This is a genomic window from Novosphingobium aureum, from assembly GCF_015865035.1.
Classification (GTDB): domain Bacteria; phylum Pseudomonadota; class Alphaproteobacteria; order Sphingomonadales; family Sphingomonadaceae; genus Novosphingobium; species Novosphingobium aureum.
The window spans coordinates 39,473-56,341 of the sequence record NZ_JADZGI010000004.1 but is presented as its reverse complement, the minus strand read 5'-3'; the positions used below and the strand labels follow the sequence as shown (position 1 = coordinate 56,341).

Here is a 16,869-nt window from a genome sequence, read left to right as displayed (position 1 = left end):
CCCGGCGCGGACATCGTCCGGCCGGGCTTCTTCGTGTCGGCAGGTCATGCCGTCAGGGCATCCGGGGCCTATTCGCCGATGATCTGCATCACCAGCGGAGCCGCCGTCAGGCTGTCCGATCCGTCGAGGATACGCATCGCCTCGGTGACGCATGCCTCGGGCCCTTCGTGGGTCACGATGGCGAGGATGACCTCGCCGTCCTGATCGGGATCGCCGCGCTGGATCACGCTCTCGATCGAGACGCCCGCATCGCGCATGGCCGCAGTGATGTCGGCGAGCACGCCAGGACGGTCCGGCACGATGAAGCGGATGTAGGAGCGCGAGACCCGATGGCCCGACGAGGCCTTGCCGAAAGGCTGCAGCTCGGCGACCGGCATCGAGAAGGCCGGCCCCTTCTCGCCGCGCGCGATATCGATGATGTCGGCGACGACCGCACTGGCGGTCGGGCCGTCGCCCGCGCCCGCGCCCTGAAACAGCAGGCGGCCCATGAAATTGCCCTCGGCAACGACGGCGTTGGTCGGGCCATCGACGTTGGCCAGCGGATGATCGACCGGCACCAGATAAGGGCGCACGCGCTGAAACAGGCGATCGCCGGCAGGATCGCGCTCGAGCTCGCTCATGCCGAGCAGGCGGACGACGTAGCCCAGCGCATGGGCTTGCTCGATGTCCGCAGCCTTGACCTGCGAGATACCTACGGTCTCGACACCGGCGAAGTCGAGCTTCGCGCCGAATGCGATCGCACCCAGGATCGAGAGCTTGTGCGCAGCGTCGATGCCCTCGACGTCGAAGGTCGGGTCGGCCTCGGCATAACCCAGGCGCTGTGCCTCGGCGAGCACGTCGGCGAAGTCGGCGCCGGTGTCCTCCATCGAGGACAGGATGTAGTTACAGGTGCCGTTGAGGATGCCGTAGACGCGGTCGATGGCATTGGCGGCAGCGCCGTCGATCATCCCGTTGATGACCGGAATGCCACCCGCGACAGCCGCCTCGAACTTGAGCGCGACGCCCGTTTTCTCGGCCGCATCGGCCAGTTCGAGGCCATGGTGCGCGATCATCGCCTTGTTGGCGGTGACCAGGCTCTTGCCACCGGCAATCGCGGTGCGCGCCAGCGCGAGCGCCGGACCGTCCGAGCCGCCGACCATCTCGACCACCACGTCGACGTCGTCGCGTGCAGCCAGCTCGGCCGGATCGTCTGCCCAGGCATAGCGCGAGAGATCAACGCCGCGATCCTTGCTGCGGTCGCGTGCGCTGACCGCGGTAATCTGGATCGGCCGCCGTGCGCGGCGCGCAATCAGCGCGGCATTCGTCTCGATCAGTCGGACGACGCCGGTCCCAACGGTACCCAGGCCTGCAAGTGCGATCTTCAGCGGTTCGGTCATCGATGCTCCCTTTCGGAAGCGCGCCCTAGGACAGACCGGCAGCATTTTCCAGCGCCTTCGCTCCTCGCGATGGCGCAGCGCCCCCCCGTGCACCGGTGCGGAAGGCAACTGCCCCCGGGGGCTGGCCCCAGGGCGCTGACCCGTCGCGACCTTAGCCCAGCGTCCGCCTGCAGGGCCCGAGGTCCTGCATCACGAAGCGATAATCGGCCTCGGCCTGGGCGCGCAGTGCGGCGCCCTCCGACATGTTCGCGCCGACAGGCGGCCGGGCGGGCAGGAAGCAGGCCAAGCGATACCACTCGAGCGTGTCACGCCTAGGCGGCCTGCCGACATCGGCGACGAGCTCGGAAAAGGAGACCCCCCAGACCGGCTGCGCACCGGGCACGTGCCGCACCGTCAGCGAGGCGGCGGACCCGTCATCGGTGTTGAGGAAGACCTGCGTCTCGCCCTGCCCGGCCAATGTGCCCGGCACAAAGATGATCTCGCGCACCCCGGTGACCTTCGCCGGGGCATCGGGGGCGACCATGGCCTGCAGGATGCGCCGCACCCGTGCCTCGGCTTCCTGCGACCAGGTCTGCTGCGCATCGGGCGAGAGCAACTGGATCTCGCCGGGTCGGCCGGGAACGGCGCGCGCAAAGAGCAGGACTTCGCGCTTCTTGAGATTGGGTTCCTTGCCCCGCGCATCGAGTGGCAGGTCGACGAGATAGCGGATCGATTCGCCCAGCGGAGCCGACCCGCTGAGCAGTGCGAGGGTATCGGCCTCGACATAGAAACGCACAGATCCCGGCGCGAGACCGGGCGCGCGCTCGTTCTTCACCCGGATCGCCTTGCGGATACGGGCATGGACCACAAGGCCTGCCGAATCGGCCAGTGCAGCAATGTCCGCGAAGGTCGGTGACAGCTGTGCTGAATCGAGCGCCTCGGGATGGGAGGGGACCTGATTCTGGGCCACTGCCGCGAGCGGCTGAAACGCCAGAGCGAGAGCCCCGATTCCGGGGACGAGAAGGTGCTTTGAAGTCGTCATCAGGCCCAATCCGCTGCAAAATTGCGGCTTTATGAAACGTGAATGGAATCCACGCAATTCCCCCGCCTTGCGCACTCCCCGAGGATGTCCCTAATCGAAGGTTAACCCACCCCATCGCGGATTGGGCGTTGCGCAGGGTGCCCTTCAACGCTAAGAAAACTGCACAACGGGGCGAAAAATACAAATAAGCCCCGCGGGAAGCCTTTCTTTTGCGCGGCATGGGAAAGGACGACTGTCAGCCGTCAGGGTGGGTAATTTCGAGTTTCGTCATGGGCTTCGCTTCCAGCGGAGGCCATCGGCGCCCTTGGACACGTGCTTTTTGTACAGGTCCGGGGCTTGGTAATGGAGTGATGCGTCTGAATGGCTTACGCTGACCAGCAAATGAGTGGTAGCAAGATTACCACTATTGTCATCGTCGCCTTGATCCACGTGTTCATCGGCTATGCGCTGATCTCGGGCCTTGCCTATGAGGCAACCAAGAAGGTCATCAGCAAGGTGACCACCGTGGATATCAAGGAAGAGAAACCGCCCGAGGAGGAGCCCCCGCCGCCGCCTCCCGAACCGCAGGAGGACGTCCCTCCGCCGCCGATCGTGGCCCCGCCGCCGCCGATCAACATCGCCCCGGCTCCGCCGCCGGTGCAGACGGTGATCACTCCGCCGCCCGCACCCCCGGTCGTGATCCGTCAGGCGGCACCGCCGGCACCTCCGGCACCGCCGGCACCCCCGGCGCCGTCGAAGGCCCGTGGCGTCCAGACCGAGAACGCAGGCCGCTGGGCCGCGCGCATTCAGCAGAACTATCCTTCGCGCGCCGCGCGTGAAGGCCGCGAAGGCCGCGTTGGCGTTCGCGTGACGGTCAGCGCTGAAGGTCGCGTCACCGCATGCTCGGTCAGCAATTCGAGCGGCAGCCCGGACCTGGACGAAGCAGCGTGCGAGGGCATGACCCGCTATGCACGCTTCAAGCCCGCGCTGAACGACGCTGGCGATCCGATCTCGAGCAACTACTCGACCGCGATCGTCTACCGGCTTGACTAAACCCATTGAATCGGCCGCGGTCCGCGGGGCGCGTCCCGGCCGAACTCCTGCATTCTTCTTGAGAGGTAAATCGCATGCTTATCGTTGACATCCTTGCCGCTGCCGGTGAAGCCGCGCCGCAGAACAAGTTCGGCTTCGCTGAAGCTCTCGAACAGGGCGGTTTCATCGCCTACGCCACCGTCGTGATCCTGGGCATCATGTCGTTCGGTTCGTTCTACATCCTGTTCACCAAGTGGTTCGAACAGTCGAAGATCCTGCGTCAGTACAACTCGATCCGCGGCACCTTCTGGAAGGCTTCGTCGATCAAGGAAGGTTCGACCAAGCTCGAGAAGAACTCGGCATGGCGCCAGCTCGTCGAGGACGGCATCGTCGCTGAAGAGCAGCACGCCAAGATGACCGACGAGCTCGAGGCCCACGACTGGCTGCACGCTTCGCTGGCCCGCTCGGAAGCGACCATCAACGCCCGCCTCGCCGGCGGCCTGCCCTTCCTCGCCACCGTCGGCGCGACCGCACCGTTCATCGGTCTGTTCGGTACCGTCGTCGGCATCTACCGCGCTCTGATCGCCATCGGTCTCGCCGGTTCGGCCTCGATCGACAAGGTCGCAGGTCCGGTCGGTGAAGCTCTGATCATGACCGCGCTCGGCCTGCTCGTCGCCGTTCCGGCCGTGCTCGCCTACAACTACCTGCAGTCGCGCAACAAGCGCATCGCCGAGCTGCTCACCGGCTTCTCGAGCGACGTCCTTGCCAACATCACCTCGAAGGGTGCCGTGAAGCCGGTCTCGCCGGCTGCTGCTGCCCCGATCAAGAAGCCTGCTGCAGCTGCTCCGAAGCCGGCTCCGGCCAAGTAAGCAGCGCGGGATAACGAAGCCCGCCAATCGTCGGGCTTCACTCCCGTAGGGGATCACGGAGACGAGGGAACGGTGCATGCGCGCAACCCCTCGTCTCTCTCCCCCAAGGCAACGCAAGGATTAGGATAAGACTATGGCGATATCCTCGGGCGGAGGGGGTGCTGAAACACCCATGTCCGACATCAACACGACGCCGCTCGTCGACGTCATGCTGGTGCTTCTGATCATCTTCCTGATCGCGGTCCCGGTCGCTATCCAGACGATCGAAAAGCTGCGTATCCCGGTCATCCCGGCGGTGGAATCCAAGGACAAGGTCGAAAACCTTCTCCTCACCGTCTCGACCACCGACGCCGCTGGCCGCAGTGCCGGTGAGCCCGGTTACGAAGGTGCATCGCGCGACGGCGAATGCCGCGTCTACTTCAACAACGTCACGGCTGTGACCTCGGAAGAACTGCGTGATCGCGCGTTCAAGCGTCTCGACGGCATCGTCAAGCGCGCCGGCGGTCCCGAAGCCCTCCAGGCCAACCCGGAACTGGTCCCCCAGGTCCACATCCGTGGTGACGTCGAGGCTCCGTGGCGCTGCGTGGCAGGCACCATCTACAACGTGCAGGTTTCGGGTTACCCGACGGTTGGCTTCATCACCAACCCGACCGACCCGAACTAAGCCACCGGCAGGAACAGGAGAAACACCTCATGGCAATGTCTGGCGGCAAGGAAGATGGCTCGCCGATGATGGAGATGAACACGACGCCGTTGATCGACGTCATGCTCTGCCTCCTCATCATGTTCATCATGTCCATCCCGGTCGCGACTCACTCGATCGACATCGATCTTCCGGTGAACTCGCAGAACCAGAACAACCCGCCCCCGGTGGACCCGATCCGCAACAAGGTGGTGCTCACCCCGCAGGACGAAATCCTGTGGAACGGCACCCCGGTTGACGGTCCGGGCCTCGTCGATCTCCTGGCGCAGTCGCTGCGCTACGAGGTCGAGCCCGAACTGCAGTTCCAGCCCGAGCCCAGCGCAAGCTACGAGCTCTCGGCACGCGTGCTGCAGATCATCAAGGCATCGGGCGTGACGAAGTTCGGCTTCGTCGGCAACGAACAGTTCCGCGAGTTCGGCAAGTAAGCCGAGAAGTGGAACCGGTCCTCTCGCAGGACCCAAGGAAGGGGCGGAGCGATCCGCCCCTTTTTTGTTGCCCGCTAAAGGCGCGCGTCCACCTGCGCGACGGCGACCTCAGTCCTCCAGCGCAGGATCGACGCGCATCGCCATGGCGGCCAGGCTCTCTGCCTCGACCAGCAGGTCGTCCTCGGCGGCCCCGGCAGGCAGGTTCTCGCGCCCGATCATCGAAAGCGCGGGCACCGCGAGCGGACTGATCCGGTCGAGCTCGACATGGTCCACCTCGCGCGCCGCACGCTCGAGTACATCGGCGACGCGCGCGACATCGGTCATGCGTGCACGGGCATCGGCCCAGGCCGCCTCGAGCAGCAGATGATCAGGCTCGTACTTGTTCAGCACGTCGAAGATCAGGTCGGTCGAGAACGTGACCTGTCGCCCCGACTTGCGCTTGCCCGGCACCTGCCGCTCGATCAGGCCCGAGATCACCGCGACTTCGCGGAAGGCCCGGCGCAACAGGTGGCTTTGCTGCACCCAGTCGACGAACTCGTGGGTGAGGATATCGGGCGAGAGCAGCGCTGCGGGATCGGCAATCGGCTTCAGCCCCCAGACGATGAGCGTGTAGTCGGTCGCGACGAAGCCGAGTGGCCCGAGATCGCGGTCGGCCATGCGCCGCGTCACCAGCATGCCCAGCGACTGGTTCGCGTTCCAGCCCTCGAAAGTGTAGAAGGCGGTATAGGCAAGATCGCGGTACGGGAAGCTCTCCACGAGCAGCCGACCCGGCGCGGGCAGGTGCGAACGCCAGGCCTGCACCTCGAGCCACTCGCGCACGTCGTCGGGGAATCGCGCCCAGCCCGCACGGTCGGCGAGCATCGCCCGCACCCGGTCGGCCAGATGGGTCGAGATCGGCATGCGCTGGCCCATGTAGCTGGGGATCGTCGCCGATCGCCGCGCCGCACGCACCACCAGGTCGAGATCCTTGATCGTCTCGACCTCGAGATCGAGCCCAGCGAAGCGGAAAGTGTCGCCCGGCGAGAGGCTCGCGCCGAACCCCTCCTCGACCTTGCCAAGCGAGCGTCCGTTGCGAAAGCGTACCTCGAGCATTTCGGAATCGACGATGATCCCGGCATTGAGCCGGTGCCGCGCGGCATGGTCGGGATGAGTCAGCCGCCAGGTCCCGTCACGCTCGCGCACGATGCGGCGGAAACGCTCGTAGCTGCGCAGCGCGTAGCCCCCGGTCGCGACGAAATCGAGCACGCGCGCGAGCACAGCAGCATCGACGTAGGCATAGGGTGTGGACGAGCGCACCTCGTCGAGCAGGCGCGTCTCGTCGAGCGGCCCGGCACAGGCGAGCGACATGACGTGCTGCGCGAGGACGTCGAGCCCGCCCGGGCGAAAGCCGTCGCCATCGCGCTGCCCGGCAATGACCGCCTCCTGCGCGGCGAAGGCCTCGAGAAACTCGAAGCGGTTGCCTGGAACAAGCACCGCGCGGCTGGGGCTGTCGAGCCGGTGATTGGCGCGCCCGATACGCTGGAGCAGGCGCGAGGAGCCCTTGGGCGCTCCCATCTGCACGACGAGATCGATGTCGCCCCAGTCGATGCCGAGATCGAGGCTCGCGGTACAGACCAGCGCGCGCAGCTCGCCGCGCGCCATCGCCCCTTCGACCTTGCGCCGCGCCTCCTTCGACAGCGAGCCGTGGTGGATCGCGATCGGCAGGTTGTCCTCGTTCGCCGACCACAGCTCCTGGAAGATATATTCGGCGAGAAAGCGGGTATTGGTGAAGACCAGCGTCGTGCGATGCGCCGCGATCTGCTCGATCAGCTGCTCGATTGCCCATGTCGCGGCATGGCCTGACCAGGGAATTCGCTCCTCGCGCGGAAGCAGGATCTCGACCTCGGGCGGCGCGCCTGCCTCGCCCTCGACGAGCGCGACCGAATCGATATCGCCCCAGGGCGCGAGCCAGCCGCGATAGTCGTCGGGATCGGCCAATGTCGCGGAGAGCGCGGCGCGGCGAAGCTGCGGTGCCAGCGCCTGCAGGCGCGAGAGGCACAATGCGAGCATGTCGCCGCGCTTGCCGGTCGCGAAGGCGTGAACCTCGTCGATGACGATGCGCTGGAGCCCCGAGAACAGCGTCTCTGCCTCGGGATAGCTGAGCAGCAGCGCGAGCGATTCGGGCGTCGTGAGCAGGACATGCGGGGGCCGCGCGCGCTGGCGGGCCTTACGGTCCGATGGCGTGTCGCCGCTGCGCGTCTCGACCCGGATGTCGAGCCCGATTTCCTCGATCGGCGCGAGCAGATTGCGCTGTACGTCGTGCGCCAGCGCCTTGAGCGGCGATACATAGAGCGTGTGCAGGACCTGTGGCCGCGCTTTGCCTGCGAGCCGCGAGGGTGCGAAATCGGCGAGTGTGGGCAGGAACCCGGCGAGTGTCTTGCCCGCCCCGGTATCGGCAACGAGCAGAGCATGGCGCCCCTCGTCCGCCGCCTCGAGCATCGCGCGCTGGTGTTCGCGCACGCGCCAGCCGCGCCCTTCGAACCATGCCGCGATCTCCTCGGGCACGTGTCCCTTGCCGTTCATGCAGCGCCTCCCTGCCCCACGGTCGGGCAACAAGGTTCAGGCGCGGCTGGCGCGCAAACGCAGGGGCTTTTCGAGCGCATGACAGCACAGCCCGCCGAGAGGCCGCAGGTTCCCGGCTCACCCGCGCGTAACACCGCTCGCCGCCAGTTCGGTGTCGATCTCGCCGACAAGCCGCGCCAGAGCCTCGGGCGAGGCCGCCTCGGCGCGGGCGGTGAGCATGTCCTGCGTGTTCGAGGCGCGCAGCAGCCACCAGCCCTCCGGCGAGGAGACCCGGACACCGTCGATGGCGCAGACCTCGCGCCCGCGCGCAGCGAGCCTTGCGGCCACCTCCTCGACGACCGCAAGCCGACGCTGCGGCGCGACCGGAAAACGCATCTCGGGCGTCGCGCAAGCGGGAGGCAGGGCGTCGACGAGGTCCGCGAGCGCCCGTCCCCTGCCCGCGCTCGCCGCGATCAGCCGCAAGGCCGCATAAGGCCCGTCATCGAAGCCCAGATACCTGTCGGCGAAGAAGAAATGCCCGCTCATCTCGCCGCCGAGCAGCGCCCCGGTCTCGCGCATCGCAGCCTTGATCGGCGAGTGCCCCGAAGGCGCCATGACCGGCTTGCCGCCAAGGCTCGCGACCGCATCGAAGGTGACCTGCGACATCTTGACGTCGCCAACGACGCTGGCACCGGGATATGCCTCGAGCACGTCAGCGGCAAAGAGCGCCAGCAGTCGGTCGGCCCAGACCACGCGTCCCGCGCCATCGACCACGCCGAGCCGGTCGCCATCGCCGTCGAAGGCCACTCCGAAATCGAGCTTCTTGCCCGTGACCAACATGCGCAGGTCTGCAAGGTTCGCCTCTATCGTCGGATCCGGGTGGTGATTGGGAAACCGCCCGTCAACTTCGGAGAACAGCATATGATGTTCGCCCGGCAGCCTCGCGACAAGTCTCTCCACCAGCGGCCCGGCAGCGCCGTTTCCGGTGTCCCAGCCGATGCGCAGGTCGTCGATCTGCGCCAAGCCTCCGGGCCCTCCCGCCAGCGCCCCGAGGAGCGCGTCGAGGTAGGCGGGCATAACGTCGTGCCGCTGCGACCTCCCCGCCTCGGCGACGACGCTTCCGGGCGGGGAGAGAGTACCCGCATCGATACCGCCTCCGGGCAAGAACCAGTCGCCGGCAGCTGCAATCCCGCCGAGGCTGGCGAGCGCCTCCCCGAAGAACGGGCGGCCCCCAAGTACTATCTTGAAGCCATTGTGATCGCGGGGATTGTGGCTGCCAGTTACCTGAATGCCGCCTTCCACCTGATCGATTGAACGCTCGGCGAAATAGAGCATCGGGCTCGCGGCAAGGCCGATGCGTACGACGTCGATGCCGCAAGCGCACAGCCCCACGACCAGCGCTTCCTCGAGCACCGGGGAACTGAGGCGGCCGTCGTACCCGACGACAACGCGCGGGCGACGGGGCGAAACATCAGTCTTGCGGTGCAGGACCGTCGCGAAACTGCGGCCCAGCGCATGCGCGTCGTCCTCGCCGAGCGTCTCGCCGAAGATACCGCGCACGTCGTAGGCACGCAGCAGCGAAGGGTGAAACCGGTGCGCCTTCATCGCCTCCCTTCGCGTTCCAGCGCAGATCGCATGGCGCGTGTCAGGAAGTCTTGGCCGAACGCTCGAGCGCTGCCAGCAGGGTGTCGCGCGCGGCATTGGCGGCGTGGACCTGCTCGTTCGATCCGCCCCGATCCGGATGGACCGTCGCGAGGTGGCGGCGATGCGCCTCGAGGATTTCCTTGCGGCCGGCATCGTCCTCGAGGCCGAGCAGGACGCGTGCCTCGGCTTCGGCGAAACTGCCGCGCCGCTGCGCCGGCTTCTCGGGCCAGTTGCTGATGCCCAGCGTCTGCCAGGGCCAGCGACCGAAGATCATGCGCCAGGCGATTGCCGCCAGTAGTGCGATCCACAGGATCTTCATCGCTTGCCAGCGACCGCTCAGCGGCCCGCAGCGGCGACGAGGTCGCCCTGCTGGCTCTTGGGTCGGGGCAGGTTGAGCCCCTTGACCAGCCCGCGCAGTTCCTGGCGCGCAACGAGGTGGCTGGTGCCCAGCTCGCCCAGGTGACCCTTGTCGAGCAGGGTCAGCCCCGAGGGGAACAGTTCGCGGAAGATCACGCGCTCGGACAGTCCGCCCGAAATGCGGAAACCCACCCTTCGCGACAGTTCCTGAAGCGCGGTATCCATGCGGCGCATGTTGCGCGCCTCGACGTGCTGCATGCGGTTGCGCACCACCACCCAGTCGAGCTCGCGACGCCCTTCCTCGATGGTCTTGAGACCGCGCTTCTTGCGTGCCTCCCAGATCACCTCGGCATAGAACGAGAGCTTCTTCACGCGGAAGGTCTCGTTCTCCACCTGACCGATAAGGTCGAAGTCGATGAAGCTGTCGTTGAGCGGGGTGACCAGCGTATCGGCGGTCGATGCGACGTGACGGGCGAAGGCGTCGTCGCGGCCCGGCGTGTCGAAGATCAGGAAGTCGTAGCCCTCGGCGATCTGCTCGGCGAGCTCGTCAAGCTCGTTGAAATCGTCGCCGTCGTAGACCGAGAAGCGCGCACCGGGCAGCGCGATGCCGCGCCGCTGCTCGGTCTCGACCCGGTTCTCGAGATAGCGGAACAAGGTGCGCTGGCGCGGATCGAGGTCGATCGCGGCGACTTTCGCGCCCTGATAGGCAAGAGCCATGGCCACGTGGACCGCGGTGGTGGATTTGCCGGTGCCACCCTTTTCATTGGCGAAGACGATGCGATGAGCAGTCACGGATCTGGTATTCGCTTTCCTGGCGAGCGCCCCGGGTCCGCCCGCCCCCTGCGGTCACGAACCGGATTCGCGCGCAATTGCTTGCACTCATTGACATTGCCGCCGACCCGCCTGCACCGCTAAGGACAGGCGCGGGGGAAGCAGCCCCGTCATCTTACCGGAGCACGCCTCGCCAATGCAAACCGTCAGCACCCTTGATCCACTGCGCAGTGCAGTCGCCCAGCTGCGCGAGCGCGGGCCGGTCGCGCTCGTGCCCACCATGGGCGCGCTGCACGCGGGCCACCTGACACTGGTGCGCAAGGCGCGCGAGCGGGTCGGCCAGCAAGGCGCGGTCGTGGTCTCGATCTTCGTCAACCCGCTCCAGTTCGGCGCGAACGAGGATCTCGACGCCTACCCCAAAGTACTCGAACGCGACAGCGAGCTGCTGCTTGCCGAAGGCGTGGACCTGCTCTGGGCTCCGGTGGTCGAGGCGATGTATCCCCAGGGCTTCGCCACGAGCATCGCGGTCTCGGGCGTCAGCAACGGGCTATGCGGTGCCTCGCGCCCGGGGCATTTCGACGGTGTCGCAACGGTCGTGTGCAAGCTGTTCAACCAGGTCCGCCCGGACATGGCACTGTTCGGCGAGAAGGACTGGCAGCAGCTCGCGGTGATCCGCCGCATGGCTACCGACCTCGACCTCGCCTTCCCCGCCGCAGGGCAGATTTTCGGCGTGCCCACGGTGCGCGAGGCGGACGGGCTCGCGATGTCCTCGCGCAACGCCTACCTCGATGCCGAGCAGCGTGCCCGCGCGGTCGCGCTGCCGCTGGCGATGAAAGATGCGATCGCCGCAATCGAGAGCGGCAAGCCAATCGCCCCGACGCTGGCCGGACTGGAAGCCGAACTGCTCGCAGGCGGCTTTCACCAGATCGACTATGCGCAGCTTTGCGATGCCGCCAGCCTTGCTCCGCTCGACACCCCGATCCCCGGCCCGATGCGCCTGCTCGTCGCGGCGCGGATCGGACCGGCAAGGCTGATCGACAATATGGCGGTCACCCCCTGAGTGCGCGTTGGTACCTGAGCAAAACGAATAGTTTCAGAGAGCGCGCAGGATTCCAGCACAAAGCCGGGCTCCGCGCGTTTTCTGACCGTTCAGCAGATTTGGGATTGTCCTTCAGGAGACGCCGATGAAGATGAAGCGCAATCTCTCGGCTGTACTGGCCGGTGCGACAGCGATCACCGCGGCGCTAACCGCGTGCGGTCCCGGCACTCCTGAGCCCAAGCCGACGCCCACAACCTACGACATCGAGAAGTCGGACCTCACCGCCCCGGAGCCGAACGACATCTGCCGCACCCGCAAGCCTGCCTTCCTGCGCGACCTGCTGCTGCGGATAACCGAAGGCCTGCCACCCGGCAGCAGCGGCTTCGATTTCCGGAACCTCAGCGTCGACAGGTCCGAACCCAACGGGAAATGGACGGTCACGGTCAGGTTCGAAGCTGCCTTGCCCGGTGAAACCGCCCGGATCATGCGCGCCGTCGCTGCGTTCGATCCGGAAAATTGCACGACAGGCGAATGGCTTGTCGAGCGCGGCCCCGGTGTTGACCAACAGAACTAAGCCTCACTCGTAAAGTCACAAGGCTCGCAGATTACGATTTCTTCGAAAGCACGGAATCTCAAACAAATACAATTCACTACGAACAACTATACAATGCACATTGTATATATTCGCTCTATAATGTATTAATACCTACAAGCGTTCTGGAAAAGATGCAGGCCTTTGTGTACACAAATGCGCGAAGAGAGGGTCAGGAACTTCAAAATGCTCGGATTTTTCTGAATCTTGAATTCTTGTCCGGGCCTGCACGATAAAACGCCCGATTCGCATGGTCTCTTGGGATCGATAGCGCCGGTTTCCCAGTCCCCCCCTGGCGGCGCCCTTCGATCTCAGGGCCGGTGGTACATTGACAGCCGCGATCCGCCCCCGGGGCGAAGGCGCGGGTGCCGATCCAGTCCCGCCACCGGCGCCCCCGCTCGTACCGCCCATGGTCTGCTACCTGGACCGCTCGCGGCGCGGGCGGGGGACCCCGCCCCCTTCTGAAAGCCTGCCACACGCCTTGGATCATCTTGGCCCACAGCGATGTGCGGCAGCCAGAGCGAAGAAAACGGGCTTGCCCATACCCGCGCAAATCGCCACGCAAGCACGATGACAGCCCGGCATGACACCCAGGACCGCTCCATGGAAGCTGCGGGACGCGAACCCAGCCGCGAGGAGGCCGTGCTCAACGCCGCTGCCGCGCTCTTCGCCGAGAAGGGCTATGCCGCAACCAGCATCCGCGACATCGGCGAACGGGTCGGCCTGCTCGGCGGCTCGCTCTACCATTACATCAAGAGCAAGGACGCGCTCTTCGTGCGCATTCACGACCGCGCGCTGCAATCGGCGGAAGACGCGATCCGCGCGGGCATCGCGGATATCGAGGACCCGGTACAACGCCTCGCAAGCGCCTGTCGCATCCTCCTCGCGATCCAGCTCGCCCCCGATTCGCTGACGATGCCGCTGATGAACGACCTCGGCTCGGTGCCCGAGGGCCTGCGCGAAAGACTGATCGAGCGGCGCGATGCTTTCGAAACGATGTTCGCCGAGCTGATCGCCGCGGTCCCGCCGGTTGCCGGGCGCGATCCGGACATCTACCGGCTCCTGCTGCTGACCACGCTCAACACCGCATCGAACTGGTATCGCCCGGGACGCCTCACCTCCGACGAGGTCGCCGACCAGATCCTCGCCACCTACGGGATCGAACCCGGCGGCGCGTAATGCGTTCATTCTGCCGAAGTGCCCCCTTTGCGCGGGGCACGACTTGCGGGTAAGGCGAAGCCGGGCCGCAGACAGGGGAGCAATGCAAATGGAGCAGAGGAACGACATCCCTTGCCAAGTGACTTCCTGATCGACCGCAAGCGGGTGCACGATACGCCAAAGCCCGCGCGTTCGCTGACTTCATCGCTTGCTGCCCCGCTGGCCTGCCTGCTCGCGGCCTCGAGCACGCTTGTCCTTGGCGCGCCTGCACACGCCGCCAAGGGTCCCTCCTTCGAGCTGGCCGGCCCCGATCTCAGGGTCGATGTCACGCGCGACGGCAAGTCCCTGCCGATCGCGCAGGTGCCCAGTCTTGCCGAAGGCGACAAGGTCACCGTCCATGGCGCGATGCCCGAGGACCATGGCGCAGAGTTCATTCTCGTCTCCGCCTTCCTGCGCGGCGCGACCAATCCGCCCCCCAAGGACTGGATCGAGACCGCCGAGAGCTGGAAGGAAAAGGAGAAGAAGAACACCCTCGCGCTCACCGTGCCCAAGGGCGCGCGGCAGATGGTGCTTTTGCTGGTGCCCGACACCGGCGGCGCCGAAGGCGTGCTGCGCGATGCGGTCCGCGGCAAGCCCGGCGAGTTCGTGCGCGCCAGCCACGATCTCGAACTGGCCTCGCTCGACCATACCCGGCTCGAGACCTTCATGGCGGGCATCCGCGCCGAGATCGGCCATCCGCAGAACCTGCGCAAGATCGCCCCGCCGCTCGCCAATGCACTGGGGATCAAGCTCAACGAGGACTGCCTGCTGCGCGTCGCCGAGGAACAGGCCTCGTGCCTGCTCGAGGATCGCGAGAACCTCGTGCTGGGCGATGTCCACTCGAACTCGATCACCGACACGCTGACCGGCGCGCCGACCGCGCTGGCGCTGCAGCTGAGCGCCGTTCCCGAAGCGGGCGGCGGCACCTACAGCCCCTACATCGGCGTGGTGCGCGATGTCGCCAAGTTGCTCGGCGCCTTCAGCAACCCGACCTTCAACTACCTGCCCGCGCTGACCACCGCGCACGACGACAGGCTCTCGCTGCTGCTCAATGCCGCGCCCTCGTTCCAGAAGCCCAAGACGGTGATGGTCGCGGCCATGCCCTCGATCGAGGCCAGCAGGCCGCCGCGCCTGCGCGCAAGCGATGCCGCGCCGGTGTGCCTCGCACGGCCCGGCGCGGTGCTGCCGGTCGAAGGCGCGCCGCTGGTCTTCTCCACCGCCTTCGCCCACGACATGGCGGTCACCATCACTAGCGCCTCGGGACGCACGGTCGAGGTCCCGGTCGCCCCGCAGGCCGACAAGGGTGGCTACCGCCTTGATGCGCCACTGCCCGAGGGCCTTTCGGGCGCGATGCGCGCACGCCTCCACGGGCTCTGGGGCTTTACGCCCTTCGAAGGCCCCGAATTCGCGGTACAGCTGCCCGGCGTCGCGCAGTGGAAGCTTGCCGACGGGGGCACAGGGCTGGTCGTAGGACGCGACAACCGCATCGTCGTCGAGGGAAGCGCCCCGGCGTGCCTCTCGGGCGTCACGCTGCGGCGCAAAGACGGCAGCCCGCAAAGGCTCGTCTGGGAAGTCGAGAGCGAAGGCCGCCTCGCGGTCAAGGTGCCCGGCGATGCGCTGAAGACGGGCAAGCACAGCCTCGAGCTTCAGGTGCTCGGCGCAGCCGAACCGGTACGCCTCGATCTCGAGGCGGTGGCCGAAGGCAGCCGGATCGACGGTTTCGAGGTCCACGCCGGCGATGACGAAGGCCTGCTGACCGGTCTCAGGCTCGACCAGGTGAAAAGCCTCGAGCTGGGCAAGCGCCGCTTCGTACCAGCCGAGCTAACCCGCGCGCAGGACGCCGATCTCTTGCGCCTCGTCGCCGATGGCGAAACTGGCGCAGCGGCCGAAGACCTCGCGCAGACACCCGAGGGCGAGACCGAGACTGCCTGGGTGACGCTTGCCAGCGGACGCAAGGTTCGCCTGCCCGTCACCGTCGCATCGCCGCGCCCGAAGGTGCACCTGCTCGACCGATCGGTACGCACCGCCAATGCGAAACCGGGGGAACACACGCTCGATCTCGGCAAGGGCGAGCTGCTGCCCGACGATGGCGAACTGGTGTTCTCGATCGACCGTGCCGGTGAAGGCGCCTTCGATCGCAGCGACGCCATCGAGATCGCACTCGCGCCGCAAGGTCCCGGTACTGAGCCCCTGACCCCGCTCACCCGTCTCGAGATCGGCAAGGGCCTCTCGCTGGCAACGGCCCAGGTCGCCGTCGCGACGCTGCGCGCGAGCGACCTGCCGCCCGGCACCTTCGGCCCCTTGCGCTTCCGGCTGCTGCGCGGCGGCGATACGGGTTCCAGCAGTCTGGCGCGTTCGAGCGACTGGCAGCCGCTAGCCAGCCTCGTGCGGCTGCCACGCGTGACCGCGCTGACCTGCAATGACAAGGCCGCCACGGCCTCGGCCACGCCTTGTACGCTGCGCGGCCGGGACCTGTTCCTCCTCGATGCCGTGGGCAAGGGGTCGGAGATGACAGGTGCGGTCAAGGTCTCGCCCGGCTTCACCGGCGCCGCCATCGCGGTGCCGCAACCCGGAGCCGACGGCCTCGGCCTGCGCCTGCGCGATGCGCCCGAAAGCGTGGTCACGCTGACCGCGGACTAGGGTCAGGATCCTGGGCGGCGTGGACGAAATCGAATGTCCGGTTTCGCCCCCCTTGCCGCCATTGCGGTATAAAGCGCCGATTTGGCATAAAGCTAACCGTAGCCTGCAAATTTGGCGGCGACTGGGACCGTGGGTGGAGAGCTTGTGGGAGTAGGGTATTTCATTTTTGGTGCCGTCGGCTTTGCGTTCGCGCTCAGTTTCTTAATCCATGCTTTTCTTCCAAAAGCTCGAATGAAGGTGATGGTTGGCACAGCGTCTTTGCCGGTTCTCACATCACTATTCATCGCCCCGACGCCATTGAGTCTCCATGGCCTCGCGTTTGGCGCTGGTCTCGTCGGGTCAGCAATTGGCGCAGCAGCAGCTTATTTATTAAGATCAATCCAACATCGACTTAGATGGTGACCGGCAACGAAAAATATCCACCCAACTTCGTCATTCCCGCGAAGGCGGGAATCCAGACTGCGCAGCGATTCGCCTCAAGATCAGTGGTCAGAAACTGCGCGGCTCGCGCGAATGTGAATTTTACCGCAAGTTCAAAACTGGATTCCCGCCTTCGCGGGAATGACGAGGATTAGGAAACGGTTTCTTCCAACCCATTTCAGCCCCGCCAGCTCCCGCTCAGCCTGAGCCTGTCGAACGCCCCAAGGCATGGGGTTGTGGCTCGCATGCTTCGACAAGCTCAG

General features: G+C 66.2%; 14 protein-coding genes. 8 read left to right on the top strand and 6 right to left on the bottom strand.

Translation table 11 applies throughout. The features are described from left to right. Nucleotides 1-68: 68 nt before the first annotated feature. Nucleotides 69-1,376: a homoserine dehydrogenase gene (locus tag I5E68_RS17245; protein ID WP_197166406.1), complete on the bottom strand. Its 1,308-nt coding sequence runs from the start codon at nt 1,374-1,376 to the stop codon at nt 69-71. A 151-nt stretch (nt 1,377-1,527) separates the two neighbouring features. Further along, on the bottom strand, nt 1,528-2,397 hold the full coding sequence (locus I5E68_RS17240) for a hypothetical protein (RefSeq protein ID WP_197166404.1): 870 nt from the start codon (nt 2,395-2,397) through the stop codon (nt 1,528-1,530). 360 nt (nt 2,398-2,757) lie between these two features. Between I5E68_RS17240 and I5E68_RS17235 the strand changes: the two genes are divergently transcribed. The 4 genes from I5E68_RS17235 (at nt 2,758) to I5E68_RS17220 (ending at nt 5,405) form a co-directional block, all read left to right on the top strand. Continuing rightward, nucleotides 2,758-3,429 (top strand): energy transducer TonB, encoded by a 672-nt coding sequence (locus I5E68_RS17235; protein WP_197166402.1) that lies wholly within the window; start codon nt 2,758-2,760, stop codon nt 3,427-3,429. Between the two features lie 74 nt (nt 3,430-3,503). Then, nucleotides 3,504-4,277 carry a MotA/TolQ/ExbB proton channel family protein gene (locus I5E68_RS17230; protein WP_197166400.1) on the top strand — a complete coding sequence of 258 codons (774 nt, stop codon included), beginning with the start codon at nt 3,504-3,506 and terminating at the stop codon, nt 4,275-4,277. 133 nt (nt 4,278-4,410) lie between these two features. Next, complete coding sequence (locus I5E68_RS17225) at nt 4,411-4,941, top strand: ExbD/TolR family protein (protein ID WP_197166390.1); 531 nt, start codon at nt 4,411-4,413, stop codon at nt 4,939-4,941. Nucleotides 4,942-4,970: 29 nt separating this feature from the next. After that, entirely contained in the window at nt 4,971-5,405 is a 435-nt protein-coding gene (locus I5E68_RS17220) for an ExbD/TolR family protein (protein ID WP_197166388.1), read from the top strand. A gap of 108 nt (nt 5,406-5,513) precedes the next feature. Here I5E68_RS17220 and I5E68_RS17215 read toward each other — a convergent pair whose 3' ends face one another. The 4 genes from I5E68_RS17215 to I5E68_RS17200 all read right to left on the bottom strand — a co-directional run bounded on the left by I5E68_RS17215 (nt 5,514) and on the right by I5E68_RS17200 (nt 10,739). Continuing rightward, complete coding sequence (locus I5E68_RS17215) at nt 5,514-7,967, bottom strand: ligase-associated DNA damage response DEXH box helicase (protein ID WP_197166386.1); 2,454 nt, start codon at nt 7,965-7,967, stop codon at nt 5,514-5,516. Between the two features lie 117 nt (nt 7,968-8,084). Next, entirely contained in the window at nt 8,085-9,551 is a 1,467-nt protein-coding gene (gene pgmG, locus I5E68_RS17210; RefSeq protein WP_197166385.1) for a phosphoglucomutase/phosphomannomutase PgmG, read from the bottom strand. Between the two features lie 40 nt (nt 9,552-9,591). Beyond that, nucleotides 9,592-9,909: a J domain-containing protein gene (locus I5E68_RS17205; protein ID WP_197166384.1), complete on the bottom strand. Its 318-nt coding sequence runs from the start codon at nt 9,907-9,909 to the stop codon at nt 9,592-9,594. A gap of 17 nt (nt 9,910-9,926) precedes the next feature. Continuing rightward, entirely contained in the window at nt 9,927-10,739 is an 813-nt protein-coding gene (locus I5E68_RS17200) for a division plane positioning ATPase MipZ (RefSeq protein WP_197166383.1), read from the bottom strand. A gap of 175 nt (nt 10,740-10,914) precedes the next feature. On the opposite strand from I5E68_RS17200, the gene panC reads away from it, so the two are divergent. The 4 genes from panC to I5E68_RS17180 all read left to right on the top strand — a co-directional run bounded on the left by panC (nt 10,915) and on the right by I5E68_RS17180 (nt 16,186). After that, nucleotides 10,915-11,778, top strand: a complete 864-nt coding sequence (gene panC, locus I5E68_RS17195) for a pantoate--beta-alanine ligase (protein WP_197166382.1) — start codon at nt 10,915-10,917, stop codon at nt 11,776-11,778. A 124-nt stretch (nt 11,779-11,902) separates the two neighbouring features. Next, the gene (locus I5E68_RS17190) at nt 11,903-12,331 is read left to right on the top strand and encodes a hypothetical protein (RefSeq protein ID WP_197166381.1); all 429 of its coding nucleotides are present in this window, start codon (nt 11,903-11,905) and stop codon (nt 12,329-12,331) included. 621 nt (nt 12,332-12,952) lie between these two features. Continuing rightward, nucleotides 12,953-13,528 carry a TetR/AcrR family transcriptional regulator gene (locus tag I5E68_RS17185; RefSeq protein ID WP_228727311.1) on the top strand — a complete coding sequence of 192 codons (576 nt, stop codon included), beginning with the start codon at nt 12,953-12,955 and terminating at the stop codon, nt 13,526-13,528. A gap of 111 nt (nt 13,529-13,639) precedes the next feature. After that, nucleotides 13,640-16,186, top strand: coding sequence for a hypothetical protein (locus I5E68_RS17180; protein ID WP_197166378.1), 2,547 nt, complete (start codon nt 13,640-13,642; stop codon nt 16,184-16,186). The last annotated feature ends 683 nt before the right edge of the window (nt 16,187-16,869 follow it).